The organism is Nitratireductor soli, from assembly GCF_001050155.1.
GTDB lineage: Bacteria > Pseudomonadota > Alphaproteobacteria > Rhizobiales > Rhizobiaceae > Nitratireductor > Nitratireductor soli.
In genome coordinates this window covers 115,322-140,352 of sequence record NZ_LFVY01000012.1, presented here as the reverse complement: position 1 = coordinate 140,352, position 25,031 = coordinate 115,322, and the positions used below count along the sequence as shown (strand labels likewise).

At 64.9% G+C, this 25,031-nt stretch carries 29 protein-coding genes; 17 read left to right on the top strand and 12 right to left on the bottom strand.

Annotated elements, in window-relative coordinates:
• Window positions 1-38: 38 nt before the first annotated feature.
• From AB843_RS16265 to AB843_RS16235, 7 genes are read right to left on the bottom strand one after another with little or no spacing between them, the layout of a single operon-like run.
• Window positions 39-935, bottom strand: coding sequence for an alpha/beta hydrolase (locus tag AB843_RS16265; protein WP_048647920.1), 897 nt, complete (start codon window positions 933-935; stop codon window positions 39-41).
• The gene (locus AB843_RS16260; protein ID WP_048647919.1) at window positions 932-2,542 is read right to left on the bottom strand and encodes an NTP transferase domain-containing protein; all 1,611 of its coding nucleotides are present in this window, start codon (window positions 2,540-2,542) and stop codon (window positions 932-934) included. Before AB843_RS16260 ends, AB843_RS16265 begins: the two co-directional genes overlap by 4 nt.
• Entirely contained in the window at window positions 2,539-3,258 is a 720-nt protein-coding gene (locus tag AB843_RS16255) for an XdhC family protein (protein WP_048647918.1), read from the bottom strand. The genes AB843_RS16260 and AB843_RS16255 overlap by 4 nt, the downstream gene beginning before the upstream one ends.
• On the bottom strand, window positions 3,258-3,608 hold the full coding sequence (locus tag AB843_RS16250; protein ID WP_048647917.1) for an XdhC family protein: 351 nt from the start codon (window positions 3,606-3,608) through the stop codon (window positions 3,258-3,260). The genes AB843_RS16255 and AB843_RS16250 overlap by 1 nt, the downstream gene beginning before the upstream one ends.
• Window positions 3,601-4,830, bottom strand: a complete 1,230-nt coding sequence (locus AB843_RS16245) for a vWA domain-containing protein (RefSeq protein ID WP_244468000.1) — start codon at window positions 4,828-4,830, stop codon at window positions 3,601-3,603. Before AB843_RS16245 ends, AB843_RS16250 begins: the two co-directional genes overlap by 8 nt.
• 31 nt (window positions 4,831-4,861) lie before the next feature.
• A complete protein-coding gene (locus AB843_RS16240; RefSeq protein WP_048647915.1) occupies window positions 4,862-5,776 on the bottom strand; it encodes an AAA family ATPase in 915 nt (304 codons plus the stop codon).
• A 26-nt stretch (window positions 5,777-5,802) separates the two neighbouring features.
• On the bottom strand, window positions 5,803-6,297 hold the full coding sequence (locus AB843_RS16235) for a flavin reductase (protein WP_048647995.1): 495 nt from the start codon (window positions 6,295-6,297) through the stop codon (window positions 5,803-5,805).
• Between the two features lie 366 nt (window positions 6,298-6,663).
• Between AB843_RS16235 and AB843_RS16230 the strand changes: the two genes are divergently transcribed.
• The 5 genes from AB843_RS16230 (at window position 6,664) to purB (ending at window position 11,553) form a co-directional block, all read left to right on the top strand.
• On the top strand, window positions 6,664-7,737 hold the full coding sequence (locus AB843_RS16230) for a branched-chain amino acid ABC transporter substrate-binding protein (protein WP_048647914.1): 1,074 nt from the start codon (window positions 6,664-6,666) through the stop codon (window positions 7,735-7,737).
• Between the two features lie 14 nt (window positions 7,738-7,751).
• A complete protein-coding gene (locus tag AB843_RS16225; RefSeq protein WP_048647913.1) occupies window positions 7,752-8,801 on the top strand; it encodes a P1 family peptidase in 1,050 nt (349 codons plus the stop codon).
• Window positions 8,802-8,922: 121 nt separating this feature from the next.
• On the top strand, window positions 8,923-9,648 hold the full coding sequence (locus tag AB843_RS16220; protein WP_048647912.1) for a DUF2259 domain-containing protein: 726 nt from the start codon (window positions 8,923-8,925) through the stop codon (window positions 9,646-9,648).
• Between the two features lie 39 nt (window positions 9,649-9,687).
• Window positions 9,688-10,185, top strand: a complete 498-nt coding sequence (locus AB843_RS16215) for a hypothetical protein (RefSeq protein ID WP_048647911.1) — start codon at window positions 9,688-9,690, stop codon at window positions 10,183-10,185.
• A gap of 60 nt (window positions 10,186-10,245) precedes the next feature.
• Window positions 10,246-11,553, top strand: a complete 1,308-nt coding sequence (purB, locus tag AB843_RS16210) for an adenylosuccinate lyase (RefSeq protein ID WP_048647910.1) — start codon at window positions 10,246-10,248, stop codon at window positions 11,551-11,553.
• A gap of 3 nt (window positions 11,554-11,556) precedes the next feature.
• Here the strand turns inward: purB and AB843_RS16205 are convergent, their stop codons facing one another.
• The gene (locus tag AB843_RS16205) at window positions 11,557-12,369 is read right to left on the bottom strand and encodes a VOC family protein (protein WP_048647909.1); all 813 of its coding nucleotides are present in this window, start codon (window positions 12,367-12,369) and stop codon (window positions 11,557-11,559) included.
• Between the two features lie 247 nt (window positions 12,370-12,616).
• Here AB843_RS16205 and AB843_RS16200 point away from each other — a divergent pair, with 247 nt between their 5' ends.
• Complete coding sequence (locus AB843_RS16200; protein WP_048647908.1) at window positions 12,617-13,165, top strand: RBBP9/YdeN family alpha/beta hydrolase; 549 nt, start codon at window positions 12,617-12,619, stop codon at window positions 13,163-13,165.
• Here AB843_RS16200 and AB843_RS16195 read toward each other — a convergent pair.
• Complete coding sequence (locus AB843_RS16195; protein WP_048647907.1) at window positions 13,162-13,941, bottom strand: HpcH/HpaI aldolase family protein; 780 nt, start codon at window positions 13,939-13,941, stop codon at window positions 13,162-13,164. The two genes, AB843_RS16200 and AB843_RS16195, sit on opposite strands and share 4 nt — an antisense overlap.
• 6 nt (window positions 13,942-13,947) lie before the next feature.
• Complete coding sequence (locus tag AB843_RS16190; RefSeq protein WP_048647994.1) at window positions 13,948-14,268, bottom strand: DUF1476 domain-containing protein; 321 nt, start codon at window positions 14,266-14,268, stop codon at window positions 13,948-13,950.
• Between the two features lie 271 nt (window positions 14,269-14,539).
• Between AB843_RS16190 and purC the strand changes: the two genes are divergently transcribed.
• From purC to AB843_RS16160, 6 genes are read left to right on the top strand one after another with little or no spacing between them, the layout of a single operon-like run.
• The gene (purC, locus tag AB843_RS16185; RefSeq protein WP_048647906.1) at window positions 14,540-15,328 is read left to right on the top strand and encodes a phosphoribosylaminoimidazolesuccinocarboxamide synthase; all 789 of its coding nucleotides are present in this window, start codon (window positions 14,540-14,542) and stop codon (window positions 15,326-15,328) included.
• A 35-nt stretch (window positions 15,329-15,363) separates the two neighbouring features.
• The gene (gene purS, locus AB843_RS16180; protein WP_048647905.1) at window positions 15,364-15,606 is read left to right on the top strand and encodes a phosphoribosylformylglycinamidine synthase subunit PurS; all 243 of its coding nucleotides are present in this window, start codon (window positions 15,364-15,366) and stop codon (window positions 15,604-15,606) included.
• A 24-nt stretch (window positions 15,607-15,630) separates the two neighbouring features.
• A complete protein-coding gene (locus AB843_RS16175) occupies window positions 15,631-15,891 on the top strand; it encodes a hypothetical protein (RefSeq protein ID WP_048647904.1) in 261 nt (86 codons plus the stop codon).
• The gene (gene purQ / locus AB843_RS16170; RefSeq protein WP_048647903.1) at window positions 15,888-16,556 is read left to right on the top strand and encodes a phosphoribosylformylglycinamidine synthase subunit PurQ; all 669 of its coding nucleotides are present in this window, start codon (window positions 15,888-15,890) and stop codon (window positions 16,554-16,556) included. Before AB843_RS16175 ends, purQ begins: the two co-directional genes overlap by 4 nt.
• A complete protein-coding gene (locus tag AB843_RS16165) occupies window positions 16,556-16,993 on the top strand; it encodes a hypothetical protein (RefSeq protein ID WP_048647902.1) in 438 nt (145 codons plus the stop codon). Before purQ ends, AB843_RS16165 begins: the two co-directional genes overlap by 1 nt.
• 52 nt (window positions 16,994-17,045) lie before the next feature.
• A complete protein-coding gene (locus AB843_RS16160; RefSeq protein WP_048647901.1) occupies window positions 17,046-17,678 on the top strand; it encodes a Pr6Pr family membrane protein in 633 nt (210 codons plus the stop codon).
• A gap of 176 nt (window positions 17,679-17,854) precedes the next feature.
• Here the strand turns inward: AB843_RS16160 and AB843_RS26175 are convergent, their stop codons facing one another.
• Window positions 17,855-17,971 (bottom strand): DUF1127 domain-containing protein, encoded by a 117-nt coding sequence (locus AB843_RS26175; RefSeq protein WP_244467999.1) that lies wholly within the window; start codon window positions 17,969-17,971, stop codon window positions 17,855-17,857.
• Window positions 17,972-18,168: 197 nt separating this feature from the next.
• On the opposite strand from AB843_RS26175, the gene AB843_RS16150 reads away from it, so the two are divergent.
• The 5 genes from AB843_RS16150 (at window position 18,169) to AB843_RS16130 (ending at window position 24,122) form a co-directional block, all read left to right on the top strand.
• The gene (locus AB843_RS16150; RefSeq protein ID WP_048647899.1) at window positions 18,169-19,584 is read left to right on the top strand and encodes an aminotransferase-like domain-containing protein; all 1,416 of its coding nucleotides are present in this window, start codon (window positions 18,169-18,171) and stop codon (window positions 19,582-19,584) included.
• 97 nt (window positions 19,585-19,681) lie between these two features.
• The gene (gene purL / locus AB843_RS16145) at window positions 19,682-21,877 is read left to right on the top strand and encodes a phosphoribosylformylglycinamidine synthase subunit PurL (protein ID WP_048647898.1); all 2,196 of its coding nucleotides are present in this window, start codon (window positions 19,682-19,684) and stop codon (window positions 21,875-21,877) included.
• A gap of 101 nt (window positions 21,878-21,978) precedes the next feature.
• Window positions 21,979-22,212: a BolA family protein gene (locus tag AB843_RS16140; RefSeq protein WP_048647897.1), complete on the top strand. Its 234-nt coding sequence runs from the start codon at window positions 21,979-21,981 to the stop codon at window positions 22,210-22,212.
• Window positions 22,213-22,337: 125 nt separating this feature from the next.
• Window positions 22,338-22,673 (top strand): Grx4 family monothiol glutaredoxin, encoded by a 336-nt coding sequence (gene grxD, locus AB843_RS16135; protein ID WP_048647993.1) that lies wholly within the window; start codon window positions 22,338-22,340, stop codon window positions 22,671-22,673.
• A gap of 204 nt (window positions 22,674-22,877) precedes the next feature.
• Entirely contained in the window at window positions 22,878-24,122 is a 1,245-nt protein-coding gene (locus tag AB843_RS16130) for a multidrug effflux MFS transporter (protein ID WP_048647992.1), read from the top strand.
• On the opposite strand, the gene ttcA is transcribed toward AB843_RS16130, so the two are convergent.
• Window positions 24,106-25,002 (bottom strand): tRNA 2-thiocytidine(32) synthetase TtcA, encoded by an 897-nt coding sequence (gene ttcA, locus AB843_RS16125; protein WP_048647991.1) that lies wholly within the window; start codon window positions 25,000-25,002, stop codon window positions 24,106-24,108. The two genes, AB843_RS16130 and ttcA, sit on opposite strands and share 17 nt — an antisense overlap.
• Window positions 25,003-25,031 lie beyond the last annotated feature (29 nt).

Here is a 25,031-nt window from a genome sequence, read left to right as displayed (position 1 = left end):
GGCGTCCGCATAAATGCGGAAAAACAAAGAGATAGAACTCAACGGCTGGCCAGCATCCAGTTCAGCGTTTCGCGCCAGTCGGTCATGCGGATCGGCGTGCCGTGCGTGCCGGTCTCGAACCGCACGAAGCGGGCCGGATAGTTCGACGCGCCCTGGCGGATGCGGTTGAAGAAGGCTTCCTGCTTGTCGACGGCGAACACCGGGTCGCGGCTGCCATGGCCGAAGAAGACGGGCACGCGCGCGGCAAAGGCCGGGCTTTTCAAGAACGCCTCGTCCCACATTGATCCCAACAGCAACAGGCCGCCGAGACGACTTGCCGTTTTTTCATCGCGCGCCAGCGCCCAGCACAGCGCGCCGCCCATCGAGCCGCAGGCGACGAAAACGGGCGCAGCCGGCGAGCGGGCTGCGTAATGGGCGATCAGCGTGGCGATCTCGCGGGCGCCCTGGTCGGCGAAGTCGGAAAAGTCGGGCGACAGATACAGCCCGCCGCTGTTGGCCATCAGGTTCTTGATGCGGTTGAAATTGCCACCGAAGGTGAAATCGTCGGCACCCTGGCGGCGACTGCCGCCCTGGCCATGCAGGTAGAGCACGATGGCGCTCGCGTCTTCCTGCGCGCCAACGGCGATATGGCGAATGGTGCCGACCGGCGTTTCCAGCGCCAGATCCTGCTGCATACGGCGCACTCCGGTGGAGATGTAGCGTCCATTGACCCGCTTTTCGGGAATGTCGTCGCGCCCGTTGATGTCGCGCATCTCGCGATAGTCGACGACGCGGTAGGCGCCGTCGCCGCTTGACGACAAGAGGGCCGGATAGGCAAACAGGCGATCCTTCTGCGGGACGAGTTCAAGCGCCTGCGCCGGCAGCAGTGATGCGGCCGCAAAGAGCGCCAAGAAAACCACGTAGTAACAAAGGCTTGCAGGAGAAATCGAACTCATAGAGTCAGCACGCCGCCGGCTTGCTCGAGCGCTTCCGGCGTGTCCACGTCAAGGTGGGCGGCAGCACCGATCTCCACGTCGATGACGGCGAAAAGCCCTTGCTCGACCACATGACGGGCGCCCGTATCGCCCCGCAGGCGCTCGATCTCGGCAAACAGGGCGCGCGGCAGAAGCACGGGATTGCCGCGCTTGCCATTGTGCGTGGCGCGCACCACGCTGTTGCCGCCCGCCTTGCGGAAGGCATCGATCAACCGGTCGAGAGCGCTCGCTGCAATGCCGGGCATGTCGGCCAGCACGATCAAGGCGCCGGCGGCATCCTCCGGCAGCGCCTTGACTCCGGCGCGCAGCGAGGTCGACAGGCCATCCGCATAGGCCGGATTGACGACTTCGAGCAGATCGAGCCCCTGCAGCGCGGCGCGCAGACGGTCGGCCTGATGGCCGAGCACGGCAACCGCACCGTCGGCATGGCTTCGGGCAAGCTCGATGGCTGTGCGGCGCACCAGGGGCGTGCCGGCGAAATCGGCCAGCAGCTTGTTGCGCGCGCCCATGCGCCGCGACTGGCCGGCGGCCAGCAGCACGCCCCACACCGGCAGGGGCCGCGCCTGCCGCAATGTTTCGCGCGGCTGCGGGCGGGTCGGAATTTCCGCCAGGAGACCGCCGACGCCCATGCCTCCCATGTCCGACGCCGAAACGTCGAGGTCAGCCATCAGCCGGTCGAGAATCCAGTCGAACCCGTTGATCTTCGGGCTGCGGGCGCAGCCGGGCGCGCCGATCACCGGCTTGCCGGCAATCTCGCCCAGCACCAGAAGGTTGCCCGGATCGACCGGCATGCCGACACGCTCGACATGCCCGCCGGCGCGGCGGATGGCCGCCGGGATCACGTCGTCCGCATCGCAGACCGCCGAAGCACCGAACACCAGCAGGAGATCGCTTTCGTCAACCAGAGCACCGATGGCGCCAGCGACGGCCTCTTCCTCGTGCATCGGGCGCAATTCGCGGCCCACCGTGCTGCCCGAGCGCGCCAGGCGCTCGGCGGTGATGCGCGTCGTCTTATCGAGCACGCTCGTCTTCAGGCTGGGCAGCACCGTTTGCACCACGCCGATACGCCGGGCCGTGAAGGGCCGGACGGCGAAGGCTTCCCGGCCGGCCACGGTCTCGGCGGCTTCGGCGACGCGCGCTTCGGCAACGGCGAAGGGGATGATCTTGACGGTCGCCACCATCTGCCCGGCGCCGACGGCGGCGAAAGGCGACAAGGTGGCGATGGTGATCGCCGGATCGACCCGGTTGAAGGCGTCGATCACCGCCTTGTCGACGGTGAACAGGCCGGCGGTGACCGCGTAGAGATTGACCCGCCCCGTCGAGGGCGCACGCGCATTGATGCCCGGCGTGACGAAGAGGCGCGCCAGCCGTTCGGCCGCCGCATCCTCGCCGAGATCGCCTGGAGCCAGACGCGCGGCGACAACCGTCTCGACGCCCGCTGCCTTCAACGACGCGATGTCCTCAGCCGTCAGCCGGTGCGCCTTGCGCAGCCGCTTGTCGCCGGCGAGCGTCGCGTGCGCCAGAACCGCGCCTTCCGCATCGTCGATGGAAACCGGCCCGAATTTCACGCCGCCTGTTCCTTGCCAGTTCCATCCTTGGCCATCAGCCCGCGCGAGCGCAACGCGGCGATGACCGAACCAAGCACGGCCACGGCGATCTCCGCCGGGGTCGACGCCCCGATGTCGAGGCCGATGGGCGCTTCGATGCGCGCGACGGCTTCGCTTTTTGCGCCGGCGGCCATCAGCCGCTCGACCCGCTTGGCGTGGGTTTTGCGGCTGCCGAGCGCACCGATGTAAAAACATTCCGCCTTCAGCGCCGCCAGGATGGCCGGATCGTCGATCTTCGGATCGTGGGTGAGCGCGGCCAGCGCCGTATAGGCATCGAGCGGGGCGCTTTTCAGCACCTCGTCGGGCCATTCGGCATGCAGGTCGACGCCGGGGAAGCGGTCGGGCGAGGCAAAGGCCGTGCGCGGGTCGATGATCGTCAGGTCGAAACCGGCGATGCGGGCCATCGGCGCCAGCGCCTGGCTGATATGGACGGCGCCGATCACCACCAGGCGCGGCGGCGGCAGGTGCACGTTGAGGAAGAAGCTGTTGCCGTCGATCTCGACGGCACCCGAGCGGCCCGAGCGGAAGGCGCGGGCGACGGCCTCGCCGAGGCTACCTGCCACCGGGTCGCCCTCGCGGATCACGCGGTCGCGGCCGTCGGTTAGTTCGGTCAGCAGGATCGCCGCCCGGCGCTCACGGCGCAGCGCGTTGAGTTTTTTCAGCGACAGCGGATCCACTAGCCGAGCCTTTCGACGAAAACCTTGATGCGGCCGCCGCAGGACAGACCAACTTCCCAGGCGGTCTCGTCGGCGACGCCGAATTCGAGCATGCGCGGCGTGCCTTGCGCCAGCACGTCGGCGGCCTCGGCCACGACAGCGCCCTCGACGCAGCCGCCGGAGACCGAGCCTTCGAAATTGCCCTCGGCGTCGATCACCAGATGGCTGCCGACCGGGCGCGGCGCCGAGCCCCAGGTCTCGACCACGGTGGCGATCGCCACATCACGGCCGGCCTTCATCCAGTCCTCGGCGATCATCAGCGGATCGTCCTGACGGGTTTGTTTGCCGAACTGTTCATTTGTGTCAGACATAGGCATTTCTCCCACTTCCCATATGGGCATGCTGATGGCCGGGTGCCAAGTCCCCGCGGAGCGTGGCCGTGCCGACGAGGGCGGCACAAAGGTCCGACAGCGCGTCGAGCGTGTGGACCGGGCGCAGTTCGTCGACATGCGGCAGCATGGCGCGCATGCCCCGCGCGCGCGGCTCGAACCCCTCGAAGCCGAGCAGCGGGTTGAGCCAGATCAACCGGCGGCAGGATTTGTGCAGCCGCTCCATCTCGCGCGACAAGACGTCGATGTGGTCGCGCTCCAGCCCGTCGGTGATCAGCAGGACGATCGCCCCCTGCCCCAGAACGCGGCGCGACCACAGGCGGTTGAACTCTTCCAGCGCCGCGCCGATGCGCGTGCCGCCCGACCAGTCGCGTACCGCCCTCGACGCCTCGGCAAGCGCCTCGTCGGGATCGCGGCGGGTGAGCGGGCGGGTGATGTTGGTGAGCCGCGTGCCGAAGGTGAAGCTCGCCACGCGGCGGCGCTTTTCGGTCAATGCATGGAGGAAATGCAGGAAGATGCGCGAATACTGGCTCATCGAGCCGGAGATATCGACAAGTGCGACCAGTGGTGGAGAAACGCGCCGAGGCGAGCGGAATTTGGGCAGGATCAGATCGCCGCCGGTCCTGAGACTGACACGCAGCATGGCGCGCGGGTCGATACGGACGCCGTGCGGATCGGGCCTGAAGCGGCGCGTCGCCACCCGGTCGAACGGCAGGACGAGATCGCGCAGCGCAAGCCGCGCCTCGGCCAGTTCCGCCGCCGACATCTGGGCGAAATCCTTGTTGCGCAGAACCTCCATCGCCGTGAAGGAGAGACGCGCGTCGAGCTCGAATTCGGGCCGCTTGCGCAGAATGCCGCGGCGCTCCTCGTCCAGCGCATCCTCGGCGCGGCGGTCGGCGGCGCGCGGCTTCTCGCGCAGCACCTCGGCCTCTTCGCCATCGTCGTCCGCGGCATCGTCGCGATCCTCGCGGCGCGCCCAATAGAGACGGAACGCCGCCTCGAACAGCGCATGGTCCTCGTGGCGCGAGACCAGCGTCGCGTGCAGGGTCCAGTAAAAATCCTCACGCCGCTCGATGCCGACCGCGAGCACGGCCTGGATGGCGTCCATCACGGCGGCCGGACCGACACGCATGCCGGCGCGGCGCAGCATGCGGGCAAAGCCGACGATCCGGTCCGCCAGACGCGCGGATTGCGGCTGGTTCATGGTCGTTGTCCTGTCGCTGCCGGGCGTCATCCTAACCGGCCTTCACCTCGTCGAGGATGCGCCGGCCCTCGCCTTCCTCCAGACGCGCAATGTCGTCCTGGTATTTCAGCAGCACGCCCATCGTGTCGGACATGGTCTCGGCGTCGAGCCGATCCTTGCCGAGCGCCGTCAGCGCGGTTGCCCAATCGAGCGTCTCGGCAACGCCGGGGGCCTTGAAAAGGTCGAGCTGGCGCAGTTTCTGGACGAAGGCCACCACCTCTCCGGCGAGCTGCCGGTTGGCATGCGGCGCCTTGCGGACAAGGATTTCCAGTTCGCGCGCGGCGTCGGGATAATCGACCCAGTGATAGAGGCAGCGGCGCTTCAGCGCGTCGTGTATCTCGCGCGTCCGGTTGGTGGTGATGACGACGATCGGCGGCTCCTCGGCGCGGATGGTGCCAAGTTCGGGAACGCTGACCTGGTAATCGGACAGGACCTCGAGGAGATAGGCCTCGAACGCCTCGTCGGCCCGGTCGAGCTCGTCGATCAGGAAGACGGGCGCGCCGCCAATGCCGCCTTCCAGCGCTTCCAGCACCGGGCGGCGGATCAGGTATTTTTCGGAGAACACGCCGCTTTCCATCTCCGAGCGGTCATGGATGCCGGCGGCTTCCGCCATGCGGATCTCGATCATCTGGGCGGCGTAATTCCATTCATAGACGGCCGAGGAAACGTCGAGGCCCTCATAGCACTGCAGGCGGATCAGCCGGCGACCGAGGCCGGCGGCCAGAACCTTGGCGATCTCGGTCTTGCCGACGCCCGCCTCGCCTTCGAGGAACAGCGGGCGCTGCATGGTCAGGCTGAGGAACAGGACCGTCGCCAGGGCACGGTCGGCCACATAGCCGCCGGCGGTCAGCAGTTCCAGCGTCTCGTCGATGGATTGCGGCATGCGGTGGGGTTTTGCGTTTGACATCGTGCCCCTGTGCGTTTCTCGTCGCTCTACAATACCCGGTAACCGCGATCATGATAGATGAGCGGGCGCAAATTCGCGCCGATGCTGAGACCCGCGACGCGGCCGAAATAGACCCGGTGCGTCGCCAGATCGAGCGTTTCGACGATGTGGCAGTCGAACACGGCGACCGAACCCGGCAGGGTCGGCGCACCCGTGGCGATGGTTTCCCATTCGGCGAGCCCGAAACGGTCCTCCGGCGGCAGGCCGGTGAGGCCTGAGAAAGCGTTGGAAATCTCTTCCTGGCCGGCGGCCAGCGTGTTCAGCGCGAAGACGCCGTTTTCAACAAAGCACGCATTGTTGGGGTTTTCGCGGTTGAGGCAGACGAGCACGGTCGGCGGATTGTCGGAGACCGAACAGGCGGCGATGGCGGTGACGCCGCGCCGCCCGGCGGGGCCATCGGTGGTGACGACGTGCACGGCGCCGGCAAAGCGGGCCATGGCGTCGCGGTAATGGCGCGGCTCGATCTCGTTGGTCTTCAGCACAATCAAATCTTCCAGCTCTTCACGTGCGATATAGGTTTGGACAAGAGCCTTACCAAGGAGACGGCGGTGCCGACAGGCCAAATCGGCAGAAAGCAGTACGCCACGAGCCATGGTCCGCCGCGTGGACCCGCTTGCCGGCGAGGCGATGGCGCTTTACCAGTTCTGCGGCTTTTGGGTTTAAGCTGCCGTGCGGGCGGCCTGATTCTCATGCTAGCGGTCTGACCGAAACAGATGGTATCCATCTGTTTCGACAAGTCAGCCCACAAGCTATTGATCTGGTGGGGCGATTTTTCCCAACAGATGGCAACATCTGTTGGGATCGCACCACTACTGCGTGACCATCAACCGGGTGATCGATCTCCAGACATGCGTTGCCTCGCTCTCATCGTCCTGTTTCATCTGGCGGCCCTGTGGCCGCTGCAGGCGCGCGCCCAGGAGATGTCGATCGGCGTGGCCGCACCGCTGAGCGGCGGATTTGCAGCACTGGGACAGCAGATGCTCGACGGCGCGCGCGTGGCGGCGAAACGCCAGGGCCTGGGGGAGAATGCCATCGTCGAGGCAGACACCTCCTGCAGCAGCGAGGGCGCCGTTGAGGCCGCGCGCATGCTGATCGATCGCAAGGTCAGGATCGTCATCGGCTTCCTGTGCACGGACGCCATCGAAAGCGCCCTGCCGCTGTTCAAGGAGGCGGGCATCCCGGTCGTCACGCCGGGTGTGCGGACCGCGACGCTGACCGATCAGCGCGAGCGCACCGGCTGGCCGGTGTTCCGCATCGCACCGCGTGCCGATGCCGAGCGCGAGGCGATTGCCGCCATTCTCGTGCCGCGCTGGCGCGAGGTATTTTTCGCCATCGTCGACGATGGCACGATCTACGGGCGGGAACTGGCGGAAAATCTGCGCGTCGCCGCCGAACTGCGCGAGTTGAAGCCGGTCTTCGTCGACACGTTCCGGCCGCAGCTCGACAACCAGATCGGGTTGGCGGGACGGCTGAAGCGCGCCGGCGCCACGCATATCTTCGTCGGCGGAGACCGCAGCGACATCGCCATTCTGTCGCGCGACGCCAAAGGCATGGACTATGCCATTACGGTTGCCGGCGGCGAGGCGCTGCGGGCCGAAGACAGTGTGGTGCCGCTGGCGGTCGGCACGCTGATGATCGGCCTGCCGCGCTGGGCCGACATCGCCACGAAGGACGCCCTGGCCACATTGGCCGAGGCTGAGGTGGAGCCGGACGGCTACGTGCTGCCGGGCTTCGCCGCCGCCGAGATCGCCGTCGCGGCCATGCGCGATGCGGGCGCCGATGGCGCGGTTGGCGCGGCGCTCTCCTCCGGCTCCTTCGCAACGGCGCTGGGGTCCCTCTCCTTCGACGCCAAGGGCGATGCGACGACCGGTTTCTACCGCCTGTTCCGCTTCGACGGCGAAAGCTTCGTGGAGGTGCAATGATGCGGCGCCCGGGGATGTGGCGTACAGGGTCGCGCAACCTGATCACCGACGTTGCCGGGCTGACGGTCGGCAACCATTCCGACGCCGTCGTCAAGTCGGGCGTCACGGCCATCGTCTGCGACCAGCCGGCGGTGGCCGGGGTCCAGGTTCTGGGCGGCGCGCCGGGCACGCGCGAAACCGATCTGCTCGAACCGCACAATCTGGTCGAGGCGGTCGATGCCGTTACGCTGTCGGGCGGGTCCGCCTTCGGCCTCGATGCCGCCGCCGGCGTCCAGGCGGCCCTGCGCGAAATGGGCAAGGGATTTGAAATCCTCGGCTTTCGCGTGCCCATCGTGCCGGCGGCGATCCTGTTCGACCTGCCGAATGGCGGCGACAAGGACTGGGGCCGGTTCCCGCCCTATCGCGATTATGGTTTTGCCGCTGCAATGGCAACGGGCGAGGATTTCGCGCTCGGCAGCGTCGGGGCCGGCGCCGGCGCCACCACCGCCGGCCTGAAAGGCGGGCTGGGGTCCGCCTCCACCGTGCTCGACAACGGCATCACGGTCGGCGCGCTGGTGGCCGTCAACGCGGTCGGTTCGGTGACCATCGGCGACACGCCGCATTTCTGGGCGGCACCATTCGAGATCGGCGATGAATTCGGCGGGCTCGGCCTGCCGCACCCCCTGCCCGCCGACGCCCAAGCGGTGATCACCAAGATGCGCGCGGCCGCCGGCTCCAACACGACGATCGGCGTGATCGCCACGGATGCGAAGCTGGACAAGGCAGCGGCGAAACGGCTGGCGATCGCCGCCCATGACGGGTTCGCCCGCGCCATCTGGCCGGCGCACACGCCGGTGGATGGCGATCTGGTCTTTGCACTCGCCACGGGCCGCAACCAAACGCCGCTCGATCTCGCCGACATGATCGATCTTGGCGCGGCGGCGGCCAGCACCATGGCGCGCGCCATTGCACGCGGTGTTTACGCGGCACCAGCGGCTGAAGGTGATATAAGTCCGGCATGGGAGACGCGGGCCGGCCGGTGGATGGCCGAGCGCAAGGCTGGTGCAAAGCTTCAATTGAAATGAAGGCTTTGCATTCATTTCAATTGAAGCAAAGTTGCACTAGAATCAATATTTTAGTGGCCTGCTGGTCCCAGTCCAAACCTTCGGTTTGGCTGGGGCAGGACACTAAGAAAGGATCGTAACCATGAGACTTCTTCGTTTCATCGCCGGCGCGGCGCTGTTCGTGATGGCCTGCGGCGCGGCGCGGGCGGGCGACACGGCAACGGTGGAAATGCTCGGCTTCAGCGCCGATGGCGACATTTTCGCCTTCGAGGAATACGGCGTGCAGGACGGTTCGGGTTTTCCCTATGCCAACCGCTATTACATCAACACGACCAATGACAGCTTCCTGCCCGGCACGCCGGTGCGTGTCAGGCTGGACCAGGAGGGCGCGGCACTCGCCGATGCGCGGGCGCAGGCGCGCGCCCAGGGCCAATCGGTGATCGACGACGCCATCCTTGCCGAAAACCGCGGCTTCACCGCCGGCTGGAACGCCGTGACGGAACTTTCGACCGACCCGTTCCGCCTGGAGGTCAACCCACGGCCGGTCTTTCCGGCCATAGACGATGCGCTCGAGTTCCGCCTCGCCGAACTGCCCATGCCGGATGCCGCCGAGTGCCACGGGTTCGGCGAAGCGGTGGGCTTTCGCCTGACGCGCATCGGCGTGGCGCCCGGTACGCAGAGCGATGTGGTGCACGAAGACACCACCATTCCAACGAGCCGGGGCTGCCCGCTCGGCTACAGCCTGGCCGGCGTGCAGACTTTCCATCCGGCCGGCGGTGCACCGGTGTTTGCCGTCATCATCGCCATCCGGGCGCTTGGCTTCGAAGGCCCGGACCATCGCTTCATCGCCATAACGGGCCAGCTTTGAGGCGATGACTTTTCGGCGCGGCAGCTCGCGACGGCGCACATGACCGGCCTGCTCGCCGCCGCCGGCCAATGGCTCCCCTCGCCCCGCCTGGCGCTCCTGGGCGCGCTCGGCTGGGGTGTGCTGATGGGCCTCAACGCCTTCGGGTTCCTGTGGCTGTCCGAATGGCAGACCCCGCGGCGGGCCGCCGCCGTCACGCTGATCTTCGCGCTTGGCGCGGCGACCGCCTTTCCCATCGGCCATGTGGCCTACCGGATTTTGTGTCGGGGCGACCGTGCCGAAACCCGTTTTGCCGCTGCTTTCCTCGCCTTTTCCCTCGCCACGGTCGGCGCAACGGCCCTCCTTTACGCGTTGCAGTACCGTATCTATTACGCGCAATGGCATGGCGACCTGTTGTCGCTCCAATGGGCCTTCGAGTTCGTCTTCACAACGCTGGGCGCGTTCTATCAGTTTGCCGTGCTCGGGCTCAGAATCTATTTTCCCTGGGGATTTGCCGCCCTTTTCCTGCTCAGCATCCTCTATGCGGCCAAGCCGCGTTGAGCAAAGCGTCCACCTCTGATACGGAAGCGCCAACTCAATCGCAACGAAGGCAAGGCACGCATGATCCCGCGCTATTCGCGGCCGGAAATGGTCGCCATCTGGTCGCCCGAGACCAAGTTCCGCATCTGGTTCGAAATCGAGGCGCATGCCGCCGACGCCATGGCCGAACTCGGCATCGTGCCGAAGGAAGCGGCGAAGATCATTTGGGACAAGGGCGGCAAGGCCGTTTTCGACATCGACCGCATCGATGAGATCGAACGCGAGACCAAGCACGACGTCATCGCCTTCCTGACGCATCTGGCCGAAATCGTCGGTCCGGAAGCGCGTTTCGTGCATCAGGGCATGACGTCGTCCGACGTGCTCGACACCTGTTTCAATGTGCAACTGGCGCGCGCCAGTGACCTGCTTCTCGCCGATCTCGACGCGCTGCTTGCCGCGCTCAAGAAGCGCGCTTTCGAGCACAAGGACAGCGTCACCATCGGCCGCAGCCATGGCATCCATGCCGAACCGACCACGTTCGGCGTCAAGCTGGCGCAGGCCTATGCCGAATTCGAGCGCTGCCGCGAACGGCTCGTCCACGCGCGCGAGGAAATCGCCACCTGCGCCATTTCCGGCGCCGTCGGCACCTTCGCCAACATCGACCCGCGTGTCGAGGAGCATGTGGCGGCCAAGATGGGCCTGAAGCCCGAGCCGGTGTCCACCCAGGTGATCCCGCGCGACCGGCACGCCATGTTCTTCGCCACCCTTGCCGTCATCGCCTCGTCGATCGAGCGGCTGGCGACCGAGGTGCGCCATTTGCAGCGCACCGAGGTTCTGGAGGCGGAAGAGTATTTTTCACCCGGCCAGAAGGGTTCGTCGGCCATGCCGCACAAGCGCAACCCTGTGCTGTCGGAAAACCTGACCGGCCTTGCCCGCATGGTGCGCGCCTATGCGATGCCGGCCATGGAGAATGTGGCGCTGTGGCATGAGCGCGACATTTCGCACTCTTCCGTCGAGCGGATGATCGGCCCCGATGCGACTGTGACGCTCGATTTCGCGCTCGGCCGCCTGACGGGCATGATGGAAAAGCTGGTCGTCTATCCTGAGACCATGCAGAAGAACATGGATCGCTTCCGCGGCCTCGTTCATTCGCAGCGCGTGCTTCTGGCGCTGACCCAGGCAGGCGTCAGCCGCGAGGATTCCTACCGCCTCGTGCAGCGCAACGCCATGCGGGTGTGGGAACAGGGCGCGGACTTCCTGGAAGAACTGCTGGCGGACAAAGATGTGCGCGCCGCACTTTCCGAAGAGGAGATCCGCGACAAGTTCGACATCGGCTACCACACCAAACATGTGGAGACGATCTTCCGCCGGGTGTTCGGCGAAGCGTAAACCTCAGGCCACCGCCGGCGCGACGCGGATCAGCGTGCCCCACGGATCGGCGAATTCCTTCTGCGCGGTGGCGGCGCTGCTGCGCAGTTTCACCCAGGAAAGGCCGGCCCGATGCGGGTCGCGCTTTGCTGCGCCGGCGCTGCGCCAGGAATTGGCGCCGATGTGGTGGTGGTAGCCGCCCGTCGCCAGGAACACCGCCTGATCGCCATAGCGCGCCATGGTGTCGAAGCCCTGGGCTTCATGCCACCATTCCTCGGCGGCGGCCGGATCGCCGACGCGCAGGTGCACGTGGCCGATCACCGTGTTTTCCGGCGCGCCCTGCCAGCCTTGATCGCCATCCGGCAGCGTGCCGAGCAGGCTCTGGAAATCGAGCGGATTGGTCGCCATGGCGATGCCTTCGGCGGTCTTCGACCAGCTTTCGGGCGCCCGGTCGGCGTAGATCTCGATGCCGTTGCCTTCCGGGTCCGACAGGTAGATCGCCTCGCTGACCAGATGATCGGAAGCGCCTTCCAGCCGCAGATTGCTGTCGCGGGCAAACAGCGCCCAGCGCGCCAGGTCGGCACGTTGTGGCAGGAGGAAAGCCGTGTGGAACAACCCGGCTTCACGCGGATTGTCCGGGCTGGCCGAGACGTCCTCCTCGATCTCCAGAAGGGTACGCCCGCCGGCGCCCAGGGCAATGACGCCGGCCTGCCGCGCCAGCTCGGCAAGGCCCAGCGTGTCGCGGTAGAATTTCGCCAGCGCATCGCCGTCGCGCGCCTTCAGGCCAACGCTCGATACGCTGACGGGCCGGGTTGCTGCGAAGGGTAAATCGTTCATTTTCAATCTCCTGAGGCTCGATCCTGACAGATCGAATCACCTGCCGGCAGGTCACGGATCGCGCTAGACCGGTTCATCGTTTCGCCTATAGCTGGACCTATTTCGCAACACCCGCAAGCACCGGACTTCGAACAGCCTGTTCACTATATTGATACCAATACAGAATTCTTGTTCAATTTTATCACTTGATGAGCACCGCGTCCTGGAACGGTTGCATCGGCGCCGCCGCATGGCTACATGCGCGGCCATGAAAGCATCAGACGCCGACATTCTCATCATCCCCGGCTACACCAATTCGGGACCGGAGCACTGGCAGACGCGCTGGCAATCGCGGCTGTCGACGGCGCGCCGCGTCGAGCAGGACGCCTGGTCGAAGCCGGTGCGCGAGGATTGGGTGGCAAAGGTCGCCGAAGCGGTCAACGAGGCAAAGAAGCCGGTCGTGCTGGTCGCCCATTCACTGGGCGTCGCCGCCGCCATCCAGGCGATCCCTGAATTCCGCAAGCCGGTGGCCGGCGCCTTCCTCGTCGCGCCGCCGGATGTGGCCAATCCCAAAATCAGGCCGAAGCACCTGATGACGTTTGGGCCCTATCCGCGCGATCCACTGCCCTTTCCGTCGATCACCATCGCCAGCCGCAACGATCACTTCAGCGCTTTCGAAACGGCGAAGGACATCGCCGCCGCCTGGGGCTCGATGTTTCTCGATGCGGGCGAGTCTGGCCATATCAATGCCGAATCGGGCTTTGGCCCGTGGCCCGAAGGCTCGATGACCTTCGCGCATTTCCTGCGTCAGCTTTAACCCATCGCCGTGATGGAACCACGTGCGGCGTCGAGCATGGCCGTGGCGCCGCGCGCCATATAGGCCGCTTCCGAGCCAAGCGCAAAAAGCCGGTAGCCCATTGTGTGGTATCGTCCGACGAGCCGTGGATCGACCACGTAGATCGCCGCATGCTTGCCGGCGGCGCGCGCCTTTTCGGCGATCGACGCTATGGCCGGCATCATCTCTTCCAACGCAGGATCGACGACCCGGCCCTGCGACCAGGCGATGGAGAAATCCGACGGCCCGACCAGCAGGCCGTCAATGCCGTCGACAGCCAGGATCGCATCGACCGCGGCAAGCGCCGCGCGCGTCTCGATCATGGCGAAGGCCAGCGTTTCGCGATTCGCGGTTTCGAGCCATTTCTGCGCGTCCGCCGCGCCCTGTCGCGGCATGGCGAAGCTTGGCCCCCAGGAACGGGCGCCAACGGGCGGGTATTTCATCGCCGCGGCGAAGGCTGCCGCGTCCTCGACCGTATTGATCATCGGCGCGATCACCGCTTCGGCGCCGAAATCGAGCGCCCGGCTCGCCATATCGAACCGCCCGACGGGAATGCGCACCAGCGGATGCGCACCATGCAGACGGACCCCGGCGATGCCGCGCAACACGCTGTCCTCGTGATGACCGCCATGCTGCATGTCGAGCGTCACGGCATCGAAGCCGAGCCCGGCAACCAATTCGACGGTCAGCGAATCGGGAATGCCGGACCAGGCGGAGAAGACCGTTTCACCGGCCTCGAGCCGTGCAGCGAGCGACATGTGATGCTACTCGCTTTTCACCTGCTCGATGGCCTGGTTGAGCAACTCGTCCATGGTGCGGCGAAGCTGGTGGTCGGACTGGTCGACGCCGGCCGCATCGAAATCCTTGCGCACCTTGCGGAACACGTCATGGTCGCCGGCTTCCTCGAAATCGGAGTTGACCACTTCGCGTGCATAGGCTTCCGCCTCGTCGCCGGTCTTGCCGAGCTTTTCGGCAGCCCACAGGCCAAGCATCTTGTTGCGGCGCGCCATCGCCCTGAACTTCATGTTTTCATCGTGGACAAACTTGTTTTCGAACGCGTCCTCGCGGTCTTTCATATTGGCCATCCTAACGTCCTCCGGCTCGGGCACCGCCGTGGCGATGCGAAGAAACAACTGGGTTGGAAAGCAAAAACCAGAAGGCCCGCCCCGGGTCAATACGCTCGTTTGGCGCAGGCGCGCGTTTCCGCGCATGGGAGAAAGACGCCGGCAGGAGCAAATGGCAATTGTGGTGCGGGCGGGTTTGCGCTAGAGACCGCGTGACATAACGCATCTTCAAGAAAAGCCGCGCCGCGAAGCTTCCTCGCGAAGCTTTCCCGTCAAGGCACCAGGGAAAGCCATGAACCGTCGTCGCCGCATCTACGAAGGCAAGGCCAAGATCCTTTACGAAGGACCGGAGCCGGGCACGCTGATCCAGTTCTTCAAGGACGACGCCACCGCCTTCAACAAGAAGAAGCACGAGGTGGTCGACGGCAAGGGTGTGCTGAACAACCGGATCTCGGAGTATATTTTCGAGCATCTGAACCGCATCGGCATTCCGACGCACTTCATCCGCCGCCTCAACATGCGCGAGCAGCTGATCAAGGAAGTCGAGATCATTCCGCTCGAGATCGTCGTGCGCAACATCGCCGCCGGTTCGCTGGCCAAGCGGCTCGGCATCGAGGAAGGCACGGTCCTGCCGCGCTCGATCATCGAGTTCTACTACAAGGCCGACGCGCTGGACGACCCGATGGTCTCCGAAGAGCACATCACCGCGTTTGGCTGGGCGAGCCCGCAGGAGATCGACGACATGATGGCGCTTGCCATCCGCGTCAACGACTTCCTCACCGGCCTGTTCCTCGGCGTCGGCATCCAGCTCGTCGATTTCAAGATCGAATGCGGCCGGCTGTGGGAAAACGACATGATGCGTGTCGTCGTGGCCGATGAGATTTCGCCTGATTCGTGCCGGCTGTGGGACACGGTCACCCAGGACAAGATGGACAAGGACCGGTTCCGCCGCGACATGGGCGGTCTCGTCGAGGCCTACCAGGAAGTGGCGCGCCGTCTCGGCATCATGAACGAGAACGAGCCGCCGCGTTCGGGCGGCCCGGTGCTCGTTTCCTCGAAGGACAACAAGACGCGCCACTAGATTGCGCGGAAGACGGACAAGCAGGGAGTTTCATCGTGATCAAGGCCCGCGTCACCGTGACGTTGAAGAACGGCGTGCTCGACCCGCAGGGCAAGGCGATCGGCGGCGCCCTGTCGACGCTCGGCTTTTCCGGCGTCGACAGCGTGCGCCAGGGCAAGGTGTTCGACCTAGAACTTTCCGGGTCGGACAAGGCCAAGGCCGAGAGCGAACTGACCGCCATGTGCGAGAAGCTTCTGGCGAACACCGTGATTGAAGACTACACTGTCGCCATTACCTGAGGTTGCGCTCTGGAGATGGGAAAAATGGTCGAGGCGACAAACGAGTTCATGTTTGAGCTCCTGAAGAAGATGCAGGAGCGTTTCGACAAGGTCGACTTCGCGCTCAGTGACTTGAAAGCCGAAGTGAACAATCTTCGCGGCACCATGGTCGCCGTGCATGGCGATATCCACAATATTTACGGCACGCTGGCCCGCCAGGACCAGCGTCTCGACCGCATCGAACGCCGACTTGAACTGCGCGAAATGGCCGAAGGCCCTCAGAACCTCTACGATCCGAGCTCATGAAATCAGCCATCATCCAGCTTCCCGGCCTCAACCGCGACCGCGACATGATCGCCGCCTTGACCAAGATTTCCGGCAAGGCGCCGCAGACGGTCTGGCAGACCGAGACCGAACTGCCCGATGTCGACCTGATCGTCATTCCCGGCGGCTTCTCCTACGGCGACTATCTGCGCTGCGGGGCGATCGCCGCGCGCATGCCGGTGATGGCCGCGGTGGCCGAGAAGGCGCGCCAGGGCGTGCTGGTGATGGGGGTGTGCAACGGCTTCCAGGTGCTGCTCGAAATGGGCCTGCTGCCGGGCGCGCTGATGCGCAACGCGTCGCTGAAATTCGTCTGCCGCGAGGTCAAGCTGGAAGTCACCAACGCCAACACGGCCTTCACGCGCGGCTACCAGCCCGGGCAGATCATCCGTTGCCCGGTCGCCCATCATGACGGCAATTATTTCGCCGAACCCGAAACACTGAAACGGATCGAGGGCGAAGGCCAGGTTGTCTTCCGCTATGCGGAAGGCACGAACCCGAATGGGTCCATCGACGACATTGCCGGCATCATCAGCGAAAGCGGCAATGTGCTCGGCCTGATGCCGCATCCCGAAAACCTGATCGAAGCGGCGCATGGCGGAGACGATGGGCGTCCGCTGTTCGAAGGCCTGCTCGGGAAAGCTGCCTGATGCGCCGCGCCGGCCGGCCTGGTCGGGTCACCGGTTCTCGTTTTGGCGGATTGCAGGGCTGCGCCGTTGCTGCGCTCCTGGCTCTCGCGGCCTGCCAGAGCGAGCCGATGGGCGGCCCCATGGCGCTGGAGGTCTCGGCGTCGAACCCGGTATCGGCCCTGCAGCGCATCAACAACACAGGCGCAAAATGCTGGATTCGTTCGGGCGATCGACATTTCCGCGGCCTGCACATGATCCCCGAACTGGACACCACCGCCGGCCGGCCACGACTGTTGATCATGCGTACGGACAAGAGGCAGGGCCTGCCGCTGCTCGTCATCGAGGCGTCCGGCGCGCCAACGAAGATCGTCACCTACGGCCCCCTCACCTCCAGCGCCACCGGCGCGCGCGTCAATTCGGACATCATGCGCTGGTCGAGCGGTCCGGACGGCTGCTAGAGCGTAGCGCTCTCATTCGGACGCACGGCAGAGATGTTTTTGGGGGAGTTTCATGGCAAAGCTGCTGAACGTCGCGGGACTGGCGATCGGCCTTTTGGCCCTCGTCCTTCAGTTCAGCCTGACGATCCCCGCCTCCATGGCGGCGGGGCGCAGCCTGGCCGGTTCCGTGGTCTTCTATTTTTCCTACTTCACCATCCTGACCAACATTCTCGTCGTGCTGGCGCATGCGGCCGCCCTGTTCGGCAAGCCGGCGTTCTTCGCCAGGCCCGGCGTGCGGGCGGGGATCGCCGTGGCAATCGCGGCGGTGGCGCTCATCTATTGGGCGTTGCTGTCGGCCATCTGGGAGCCACAGGGCCTGTTCCTGCTTTGCGATGTTCTGCTGCACTATGTGACGCCGGCGATCTTTGTCCTGTGGTGGCTTACCGCCGGCGCGGATGGCAGCCTTTCCTGGCGGCACATACCGCTCTGGCTGGCCTACCCGGTCGCCTATGCGGTCTATGTGCTGCTCAGGGCGCCGATCGCCGGCGAAGTGCCTTACCCGTTTCTCGACGCGTCGGTCATCGGCTGGCCGAGCGTGCTGTTCACGCTCGTCGGCGTCGCGCTCCTGTTCGCGCTGCTGGGCAGGCTGGCCCTGACGGCAGACCGCCTGCTGGGCGGCCGCGCGGCGAAGACGAAAAAAGCCTGACCCCCGATCCATCATTTTTGTCTTTCCGCATTTATGCGGACGTCAGGTGAAACCACCTGACTGCAGAATGCTTTACAGCGCCGCGCGTCTTATCAGACGCGCAAAGGACGCTGTAACACCTTGAAATGATGCATGTTCGTTATCATTCAAATGAATCCATTTGAATGCGACATGCATTAGTCCCAGAACGGCCGCGATCCCTCGCGCTGCGCTTCCGAACGCTTCACGCCGATATCGCACAATTGCTCATCCGTTAGTTCCAGCAGGTCAAGACGGCTGCGACGCTTTCTCATGCACCCCTCGACGTAGCGCGCAAGGGCGACCAGCGCCGAGAACAGTGTCTGTTCTTCAGCCCGGCGCGATGCGGAAGGTCTGCATTCGCCATTCATTGTCTCATTTGTACCCATTGCTTTGCTCGCAATCCCTGTCAATTGGAACGATTGTCCCTATGCATTGACCTGTGAAATGATACAATATAAGAATTGTCACCATGACAAATTGGCTGCCAAATCTCGCCCAAGGATCCGGCCCGCTTTATCTGCGGCTGGCCGACCAGATCGAAGCGGACATCGAGCGCGGGGCATTGGCGCCCGGCGCGAAGCTGCCGCCGCAGCGCAATCTGGCGTTCGATGTCGGCGTGACCATCGGCACGGTGAGCCGCGCCTATGCGCTGGTGCGCGAACGCGGGCTGGTCAGCGGCGAAGTGGGCCGAGGCACCTATGTGCTGTGCGGCACGCGGCCGAGCTCGACGCCGCCGGAAGTTGGAGCCCAGCCCTTCGGCGGGACGCGCGGCGCGGTCATCGAGCCCGGCAAGTTGCGCATGGATTCGACCGCCGCGCCCGATATTGGCCAGGCGGCGCAGCTTGAACGCCTGACGCGCGGCATCCTGCGCGATCATCCCGAGGACATTGCCAGCTATACCCGCACGCTGCCGCCGCACTGGCTGGACGCCGGCAGCGCGTGGCTGGCCAATGCCGGCTGGACGCCCAAGCCCGAAACCATCGTGCCGACACTCGGCGGCCATGCCGGAATTCTCTCGGTCATCGCCGCCATGACGGTGCCGGGCGACCGGGTGGCGTTCGAGAACCTCACCTACTCGCATGTGGCGCGCAGCGGCTCGGTCATCGGCCGGCGCGCGGTTTCCGTGGCGATCGACGGCGACGGCATGGATCCGGACGATTTCGAGCGGGTCTGCGCGCAGCAGCATCCGAAAATCGCCTTCCTCGTCGCCACGCTGCACAACCCGACCCTGGCCACCATGCCCGACGGGCGACGCCGGGCCATCGTGGAGATCGCCCGGCGCCACAATGTCTGGCTGATCGAGGACAACATCTACGGCGTGCTGCTGGAAAATCCTCCTGTCCCCATCGCAGCGCTGGCGCCGGAACGGACCTTCCATGTCGGCAGCCTGTCGAAATCGGTGGCGGCGGGCGTGCGTGGCGGCTGGATTTCCTGCCCGCCGCATCAGGCCTCGCGCGTCTTGACGGCGCACAAGATGATCACCGGCGGCATGCCGTTCCTGCTGGCCGAACTTGCCGCGCAGCTCGTCATCTCCGGCGAAGCGGCCGATATCCGGCAGCGCGTCCGCGCCGAGGTCGGTGAGCGCGAAGCACGCGCGCGGCAGGCCTTCGAGGGGTACGATTTCGCCTCGCACCCGGCGGCACCGTTTCTCTGGCTGAAACTGCCGGAACCGTGGTTGTCCAGCACATTCAAGAACGCCGCCTCGGAAGAAGGCGTGCTGATCGACGACGAGGACGAATTCAAGGTCGGCCAGGCCGACGGCGCCCTGCACCGGGTGCGCATCTCCTTCACCGTGCCGACCAGTTGCGGGTCGGTCGATGACGGTTTTGCCGTCCTGCGCAGCCTGCTCGACAACCCGATTTGCGGCTTCGACAATTACGGCTGAACAAAAGACGCACTGGGAAGTGGATTATCCGGCCTCGATGCTGTAACGCAGCCGGGAAATCCCTTATGGAACCCCTTTGCAGGGACCCGCCGACCAGATGACCATTGCCAATCGCATCCCCATCACCGACGAACTGATTGCAGCGCACGGGCTGAAGCCCGACGAGTATCAGCGCATTCTCGATCTGATCGGCCGCGAGCCGAGCTTCACCGAGCTTGGCATCTTCTCGGCCATGTGGAACGAACATTGTTCCTACAAGAGCTCGAAGAAGTGGCTGCGCACCCTGCCGACCACGGGGCCGCGGGTGATCCAGGGGCCGGGCGAGAATGCCGGCGTGGTCGACATCGGCGACGGGCAATGCGTCGTCTTCAAGATGGAAAGCCACAACCATCCCTCTTACATCGAGCCATACCAGGGCGCGGCAACCGGTGTCGGCGGCATCCTGCGCGATGTCTTCACCATGGGCGCGCGCCCGGTGGCGGCGATGAACGCGCTGCGCTTCGGCGCGCCCGATCATCCCAAAACCCAGCATCTGGTGGCCGGCGTCGTGTCCGGCATCGGCGGCTACGGCAATTCCTTCGGCGTGCCGACCGTCGGCGGCGAGGTGAATTTCGACGCCCGCTACAATGGCAACATTCTCGTCAACGCATTCGCCGCCGGCATCGCCGAGACGGATGCGATCTTTTATTCGAAAGCCGAGGGCGTCGGCCTGCCGGTCGTCTATCTGGGGGCCAAGACCGGGCGTGACGGCGTCGGCGGGGCGACCATGGCGTCGGCGGAATTCGACGAGGCAACCGACGAAAAGCGTCCAACCGTTCAGGTCGGCGACCCGTTCACGGAAAAATGCCTGCTGGAAGCCTGCCTCGAACTGATGGCGACGGGCGCGGTCATCGCCATTCAGGACATGGGTGCGGCCGGCCTCACCTGTTCGGCGGTCGAGATGGGCGCCAAGGGCGACCTTGGCATCGAACTCGACCTCGACCTCGTGCCTGTGCGCGAGGAGCGCATGAGCGCCTATGAGATGATGCTCTCGGAAAGTCAGGAGCGCATGCTGATGGTGCTGCGCCCGGAAAAGCGCGCCCAGGCCGAAGCGATCTTCCACAAATGGGGGCTCGATTTCGCCATCGTCGGCAAGACCACCGACGATCTGCGCTTTCGCATCGTCCATCACGGCGAGGAAGTGGCGAACCTGCCGATCAAGGAACTGGGCGACGAAGCGCCGGAATATGATCGGCCCTGGGTCGCGCCGAAGGCTGCCGCCGCGCTCACAGGCGCTGTACCGCAAGCCGATGTGGCCGACACGCTTCTGAGCCTGCTCAACTCGCCCGACCTCTCCTCGCGCCGCTGGGTGTGGGAGCAATACGACACGCTGATCCAGGGCAACTCCCTGCAAATTCCCGGCGGCGACGCCGGCGTGGTACGCGTCGACGGTCACCCGACCAAGGCGCTGGCCTTTTCCTCCGACGTGACGCCGCGCTATTGCGAGGCCGACCCGTATGAGGGCGGCAAGCAGGCGGTGGCCGAATGCTGGCGCAACATCACGGCGACCGGCGCCGAACCGCTGGCCTCCACCGACAATCTGAATTTCGGCAATCCGGAAAAGCCGGAGATCATGGGTCAGCTCGTCCAGGCCATCAAGGGCATCGGCGAGGCCTGCACGGCGCTTGGCTTCCCGATCGTCTCGGGAAATGTTTCGCTGTACAATGAGACGCTCGGCGAGGCGATCCCGCCGACACCGACCATTGCCGGCGTCGGATTGATCGACGATTGGCACAGGACGGCACGCATCGGCTTTGCCGGTGAAGACCAGACGATCATCCTGCTCGGTGCGCCGGAAGGCTGGGGTTCGCATCTCGGCCAATCCGTCTATCTGCGCGATATTCATGGCCTTGCCGACGGTCCGCCGCCGCCCGTCGATCTGGCGCACGAAAAGAGCGTCGGCGATTTCGTGCGCGGATTGATCCGCTCGGGCGCGACGACGGCTGTTCATGATTGTTCGGATGGCGGACTTGCCGTAGCGATTGCCGAGATGGCGATGGCCTCGGGCATCGGCGCCGTCATCGACGCGCCGGAGAACGCCATACCGGCCTTCTATGGCGAGGATCAGGGCCGCTACGTGATCACCGCCGGCAATGCGGACGAGGTCCTGGCGAAGGCGCGCGCGGCGGGCGTTTCAGCCGTGGTGCTCGGCCGGACGGGCGGCGACACGCTGAAGCTCGGCGCAGCCCGCGAAATTGCCGTTTCCGCATTGAAAGAGGCCCATGAAGCCTGGTTCCCGGGCTTCATGGACTGAGAAGCGGACGTTTGAGGCCGGCGCGCACCGGCCGGCAATTGACCTTGCCCGCGCGAGCGACCATATCTCGAGGGTGCAATGATTTGGAGACACCCTGCCCCATGGCTATGAACGCGGCTGACATCGAGCGGCTTATCAAGGACGGCATCCCGGATGCCAAGGTGACGATTCGCGACCTGGCGGGCGACGGCGATCACTACGCCGCCGAGGTGGTGGCAGAGAGCTTTCGCGGCAAGTCGCGCGTCCAGCAGCATCAGATGGTCTATGACGCGCTGAAGGGCAATATGGGCGGGGCTCTGCACGCGCTGGCGCTGCAGACCAGCGCACCGGACTGAGCGCCCCGGTTGGGCGCGCAGCGAAAGAATTTTTCGGGTGGCGTTGCACCGCGCCGAATGGTGCAATAAATAACAATTGATATTCGAAGTGCCGGGTCTTGACCCCGGTCATGAAAGGATTTGCGATGAGCGGCATCAACGAATTCATCGACAACGAAGTCAAGAGCAGCGACGTCGTTGTGTTCATGAAAGGCACGCCCGGTTTCCCGCAATGCGGTTTTTCCGGCCAGGTGGTGCAGATTCTCGACTATCTGAATGTCGAGTACAAAGGCGTCAACATCCTGACTTCGGATGAATTGCGCCAGGGCATCAAGGACTATTCGAACTGGCCAACCATCCCGCAGCTCTATGTGAAGGGTGAGTTCGTCGGCGGTTGCGACATCGTCCGCGAGATGTTTCAGGCCGGCGAGTTGCAGACCTTCCTGAATGAAAAAGGCGTGACCGCCAAGGGCGCCGCCTAACACGGGCAATCGGGACCGCGCTCGCCGCGACCCTGGGCGCCCTCCTCTCGCGCGATGCGCTGGCAACCGCCGGCGCATTTTTTCGCGCCTGCGTTTTTTGCATGCGTTTGTTTCGCGTGTCCGATAGCGCCCGGCAGCCTTGTCGGTTCGGGCGGCCGACCGCGCTTTTTTTGAATGCACGTTTTGACCGATGGAGAGACGATCATGGAAAACCCCGTCGCGGAAGAAGCCGCCAAACCGGCGCACTCCCTCGGTCGTGCGGAATTCATCGCGCTGGCCGCCGCCTTGATGGCGCTCAACGCGCTGGCCATCGACATCATGCTGCCGGCGCTGCAGCAGATCGGCGCGGCGCTCGGCGTGCATGACGAGAATTCGCGGCAGTATATCGTTACGGCCTATGTCGTCGGCCTCGGCGGCGGGCAGCTTGTCTTCGGGCCGATCTCCGATCGTTTCGGCCGGCGTGCGCCGCTGTTTCTCGGCCTCGCCCTTTACATCGGCGCGGGGCTTGCCGCTGCATACGCCCCCAGTTTCGAGACCATGCTGGTCCTGCGGCTCGTGCAGGGCATCGGCGCCGCGACGACGCGCGTCATCGCCATTTCGGCGATCCGCGACGTGTTCGGCGGGCGGCAGATGGCCGAAGTTTTATCGTTGGTGATGATGGTGTTCATGGTCATCCCGGTCATCGCGCCGAGCATCGGCCAGTTGATCATGATGTTCGGCGACTGGCCGGAGATTTTCCTGGCAACCGCCGTTCTGGCGCTGGTCTTCGGCACCTGGGCGGCGATCCGCCTGCCCGAAACCCTGGCACCGGAAAACCGGCGGCCACTGACCTTCGCCTCCGTCACCCAGGGTTTCGGCTATGTGCTGACCAACCGTGTCGCGCTTTGCTACACGCTGGCGACGACCTGCATCTTCGGCGCCCTGTTCGGCTTCATCAGCTCGGCGCAGCAGATCTACACGGACGCATTCGACATGGCCGACTGGTTCCCGATCCTGTTCGCCATCGGTGCCGGGCTGATGGCGGTGTCGTCCTTCACCAATTCACGCCTGGTCGGCCGCATCGGCATGCGCCGTCTGTCGCACGGGGCGCTGATCGGCTTCACGCTGGTCAATCTCGTCTGGCTGACGATGGCTTACCTGGGCATCATGCCGTTCGCCCTGTTCTTCATCCTCTTCTCCCTGGCGATGTTTCAGTTCGGCTGGGTGGGCGCCAACTTCAACTCCATCGCCATGGAGCCGCTCGGCCATGTGGCCGGCACCGCGGCCGCCACGCAAGGCTTCATCACCACGCTGGGCGGCGGCTTGTTTGGCGCACTGATCGGACAGGCGTTCGATGGATCGACGGTGCCGCTGGCGGCCGGTTATTTCCTGGCGGGCCTTTGCGGGCTGATCCTGGTCTTGATCGGCGAGCGCGGCCGGCTGTTCCAGCCGATCAATCCACCGGTGTGAGACGGGCCGCCGGTGTAAGCCCGGCGAAATCGAACAGGTCGCGGTCGAGAAGATGAGACGGGCGGACATGAGTGAGCGCCCGGATCATCGTTTCCTTGCGGCCCGGCATGCGCGCCTCGATATCGCTCAGCATCGCTTTCATGGCATTGCGCTGCAGGCCGTCCTGGCTGCCGCATAGATCGCAGGGAATGATGGGGAAGCGCATGGCGTCGGCAAACTTCGCCAGATCCGCCTCGGCGCAATAGCTGAGCGGCCGCAGCACCATCACGTCACCCTCGTCATTGATCAGCTTCGGCGGCATGGCCGCCAGCCTGCCGCCGTGGAACAGGTTCATGAAGAAGGTTTCGAGAATGTCCTCGCGGTGATGGCCGAGCACCAGGGCCGCGCACCCCTCTTCGCGGGCGATCCGATAAAGATGACCGCGCCGAAGCCGCGAGCAAAGCGAGCAATAGGTGCTGGCCTCGGGAAGCTTCTCCGTCACCACGGAATAGGTATCGCGATACTCGATGCGATGCGGCACGCCGAGTTTTCCCAGATAATCGGGCAGGATGTGCTTTGGAAAATTCGGCTGACCCTGGTCGAGATTGCAGGCCAGCAGCTCGACCGGCAGCAGGCCGCGCCACTGCATATCCATCAGCATTGCCAGGAGGCCATAGGAATCCTTGCCGCCCGACAGCGCCACCAGCCAGCGTTCGCCAGGCCTTGCCATGGCGAAATCCTCGATCGCCTGGCGCACATTGCGCAACAGGCGCTTGCGCAGCTTGTTGAACTCGACGGTTGCCGGCGCATCCTTGAAGAAGGACGGGACATCGCCGCCGGCCGCCGTCTCGTTGTCGCCAGATTGGGCCTGTTCTGTCTTTTTCGCCAAAAGCTTGTGCATGGGCCGGCCTTCATCGAAACTCATGAAAT

What these genes read in the sequence shown, in the direction of transcription:
- purB (WP_048647910.1), top strand. Translation starts at nt 10,246, where the DNA reads ATGATCCCGCGCTATTCGCGGCCGGAAATGGTCGCCATCTGGTCGCCC.
- AB843_RS16195 (WP_048647907.1), bottom strand. Translation starts at nt 13,941, where the DNA reads ATGTCGCTCGCTGCACGGCTCGAGGCCGGTGAAACGGTCTTCTCCGCC.
- AB843_RS16245 (WP_244468000.1), bottom strand. Translation starts at nt 4,830, where the DNA reads ATGAACCAGCCGCAATCCGCGCGTCTGGCGGACCGGATCGTCGGCTTT.
- AB843_RS26175 (WP_244467999.1), bottom strand. Translation starts at nt 17,971, where the DNA reads ATGAGAAAGCGTCGCAGCCGTCTTGACCTGCTGGAACTAACGGATGAG.
- purL (WP_048647898.1), top strand. Translation starts at nt 19,682, where the DNA reads ATGACCATTGCCAATCGCATCCCCATCACCGACGAACTGATTGCAGCG.
- AB843_RS16240 (WP_048647915.1), bottom strand. Translation starts at nt 5,776, where the DNA reads ATGTCAAACGCAAAACCCCACCGCATGCCGCAATCCATCGACGAGACG.
- AB843_RS16205 (WP_048647909.1), bottom strand. Translation starts at nt 12,369, where the DNA reads ATGAACGATTTACCCTTCGCAGCAACCCGGCCCGTCAGCGTATCGAGC.
- AB843_RS16220 (WP_048647912.1), top strand. Translation starts at nt 8,923, where the DNA reads ATGAGACTTCTTCGTTTCATCGCCGGCGCGGCGCTGTTCGTGATGGCC.
- AB843_RS16200 (WP_048647908.1), top strand. Translation starts at nt 12,617, where the DNA reads ATGAAAGCATCAGACGCCGACATTCTCATCATCCCCGGCTACACCAAT.
- AB843_RS16190 (WP_048647994.1), bottom strand. Translation starts at nt 14,268, where the DNA reads ATGGCCAATATGAAAGACCGCGAGGACGCGTTCGAAAACAAGTTTGTC.
- grxD (WP_048647993.1), top strand. Translation starts at nt 22,338, where the DNA reads ATGAGCGGCATCAACGAATTCATCGACAACGAAGTCAAGAGCAGCGAC.
- AB843_RS16250 (WP_048647917.1), bottom strand. Translation starts at nt 3,608, where the DNA reads ATGTCTGACACAAATGAACAGTTCGGCAAACAAACCCGTCAGGACGAT.
- AB843_RS16225 (WP_048647913.1), top strand. Translation starts at nt 7,752, where the DNA reads ATGTGGCGTACAGGGTCGCGCAACCTGATCACCGACGTTGCCGGGCTG.
- AB843_RS16265 (WP_048647920.1), bottom strand. Translation starts at nt 935, where the DNA reads ATGAGTTCGATTTCTCCTGCAAGCCTTTGTTACTACGTGGTTTTCTTG.
- AB843_RS16165 (WP_048647902.1), top strand. Translation starts at nt 16,556, where the DNA reads ATGCGCCGCGCCGGCCGGCCTGGTCGGGTCACCGGTTCTCGTTTTGGC.
- AB843_RS16160 (WP_048647901.1), top strand. Translation starts at nt 17,046, where the DNA reads ATGGCAAAGCTGCTGAACGTCGCGGGACTGGCGATCGGCCTTTTGGCC.
- AB843_RS16230 (WP_048647914.1), top strand. Translation starts at nt 6,664, where the DNA reads ATGCGTTGCCTCGCTCTCATCGTCCTGTTTCATCTGGCGGCCCTGTGG.
- AB843_RS16140 (WP_048647897.1), top strand. Translation starts at nt 21,979, where the DNA reads ATGGCTATGAACGCGGCTGACATCGAGCGGCTTATCAAGGACGGCATC.
- purC (WP_048647906.1), top strand. Translation starts at nt 14,540, where the DNA reads ATGAACCGTCGTCGCCGCATCTACGAAGGCAAGGCCAAGATCCTTTAC.
- purQ (WP_048647903.1), top strand. Translation starts at nt 15,888, where the DNA reads ATGAAATCAGCCATCATCCAGCTTCCCGGCCTCAACCGCGACCGCGAC.
- AB843_RS16130 (WP_048647992.1), top strand. Translation starts at nt 22,878, where the DNA reads ATGGAAAACCCCGTCGCGGAAGAAGCCGCCAAACCGGCGCACTCCCTC.
- AB843_RS16150 (WP_048647899.1), top strand. Translation starts at nt 18,169, where the DNA reads ATGACAAATTGGCTGCCAAATCTCGCCCAAGGATCCGGCCCGCTTTAT.
- AB843_RS16215 (WP_048647911.1), top strand. Translation starts at nt 9,688, where the DNA reads ATGACCGGCCTGCTCGCCGCCGCCGGCCAATGGCTCCCCTCGCCCCGC.
- ttcA (WP_048647991.1), bottom strand. Translation starts at nt 25,002, where the DNA reads ATGCACAAGCTTTTGGCGAAAAAGACAGAACAGGCCCAATCTGGCGAC.
- AB843_RS16175 (WP_048647904.1), top strand. Translation starts at nt 15,631, where the DNA reads ATGGTCGAGGCGACAAACGAGTTCATGTTTGAGCTCCTGAAGAAGATG.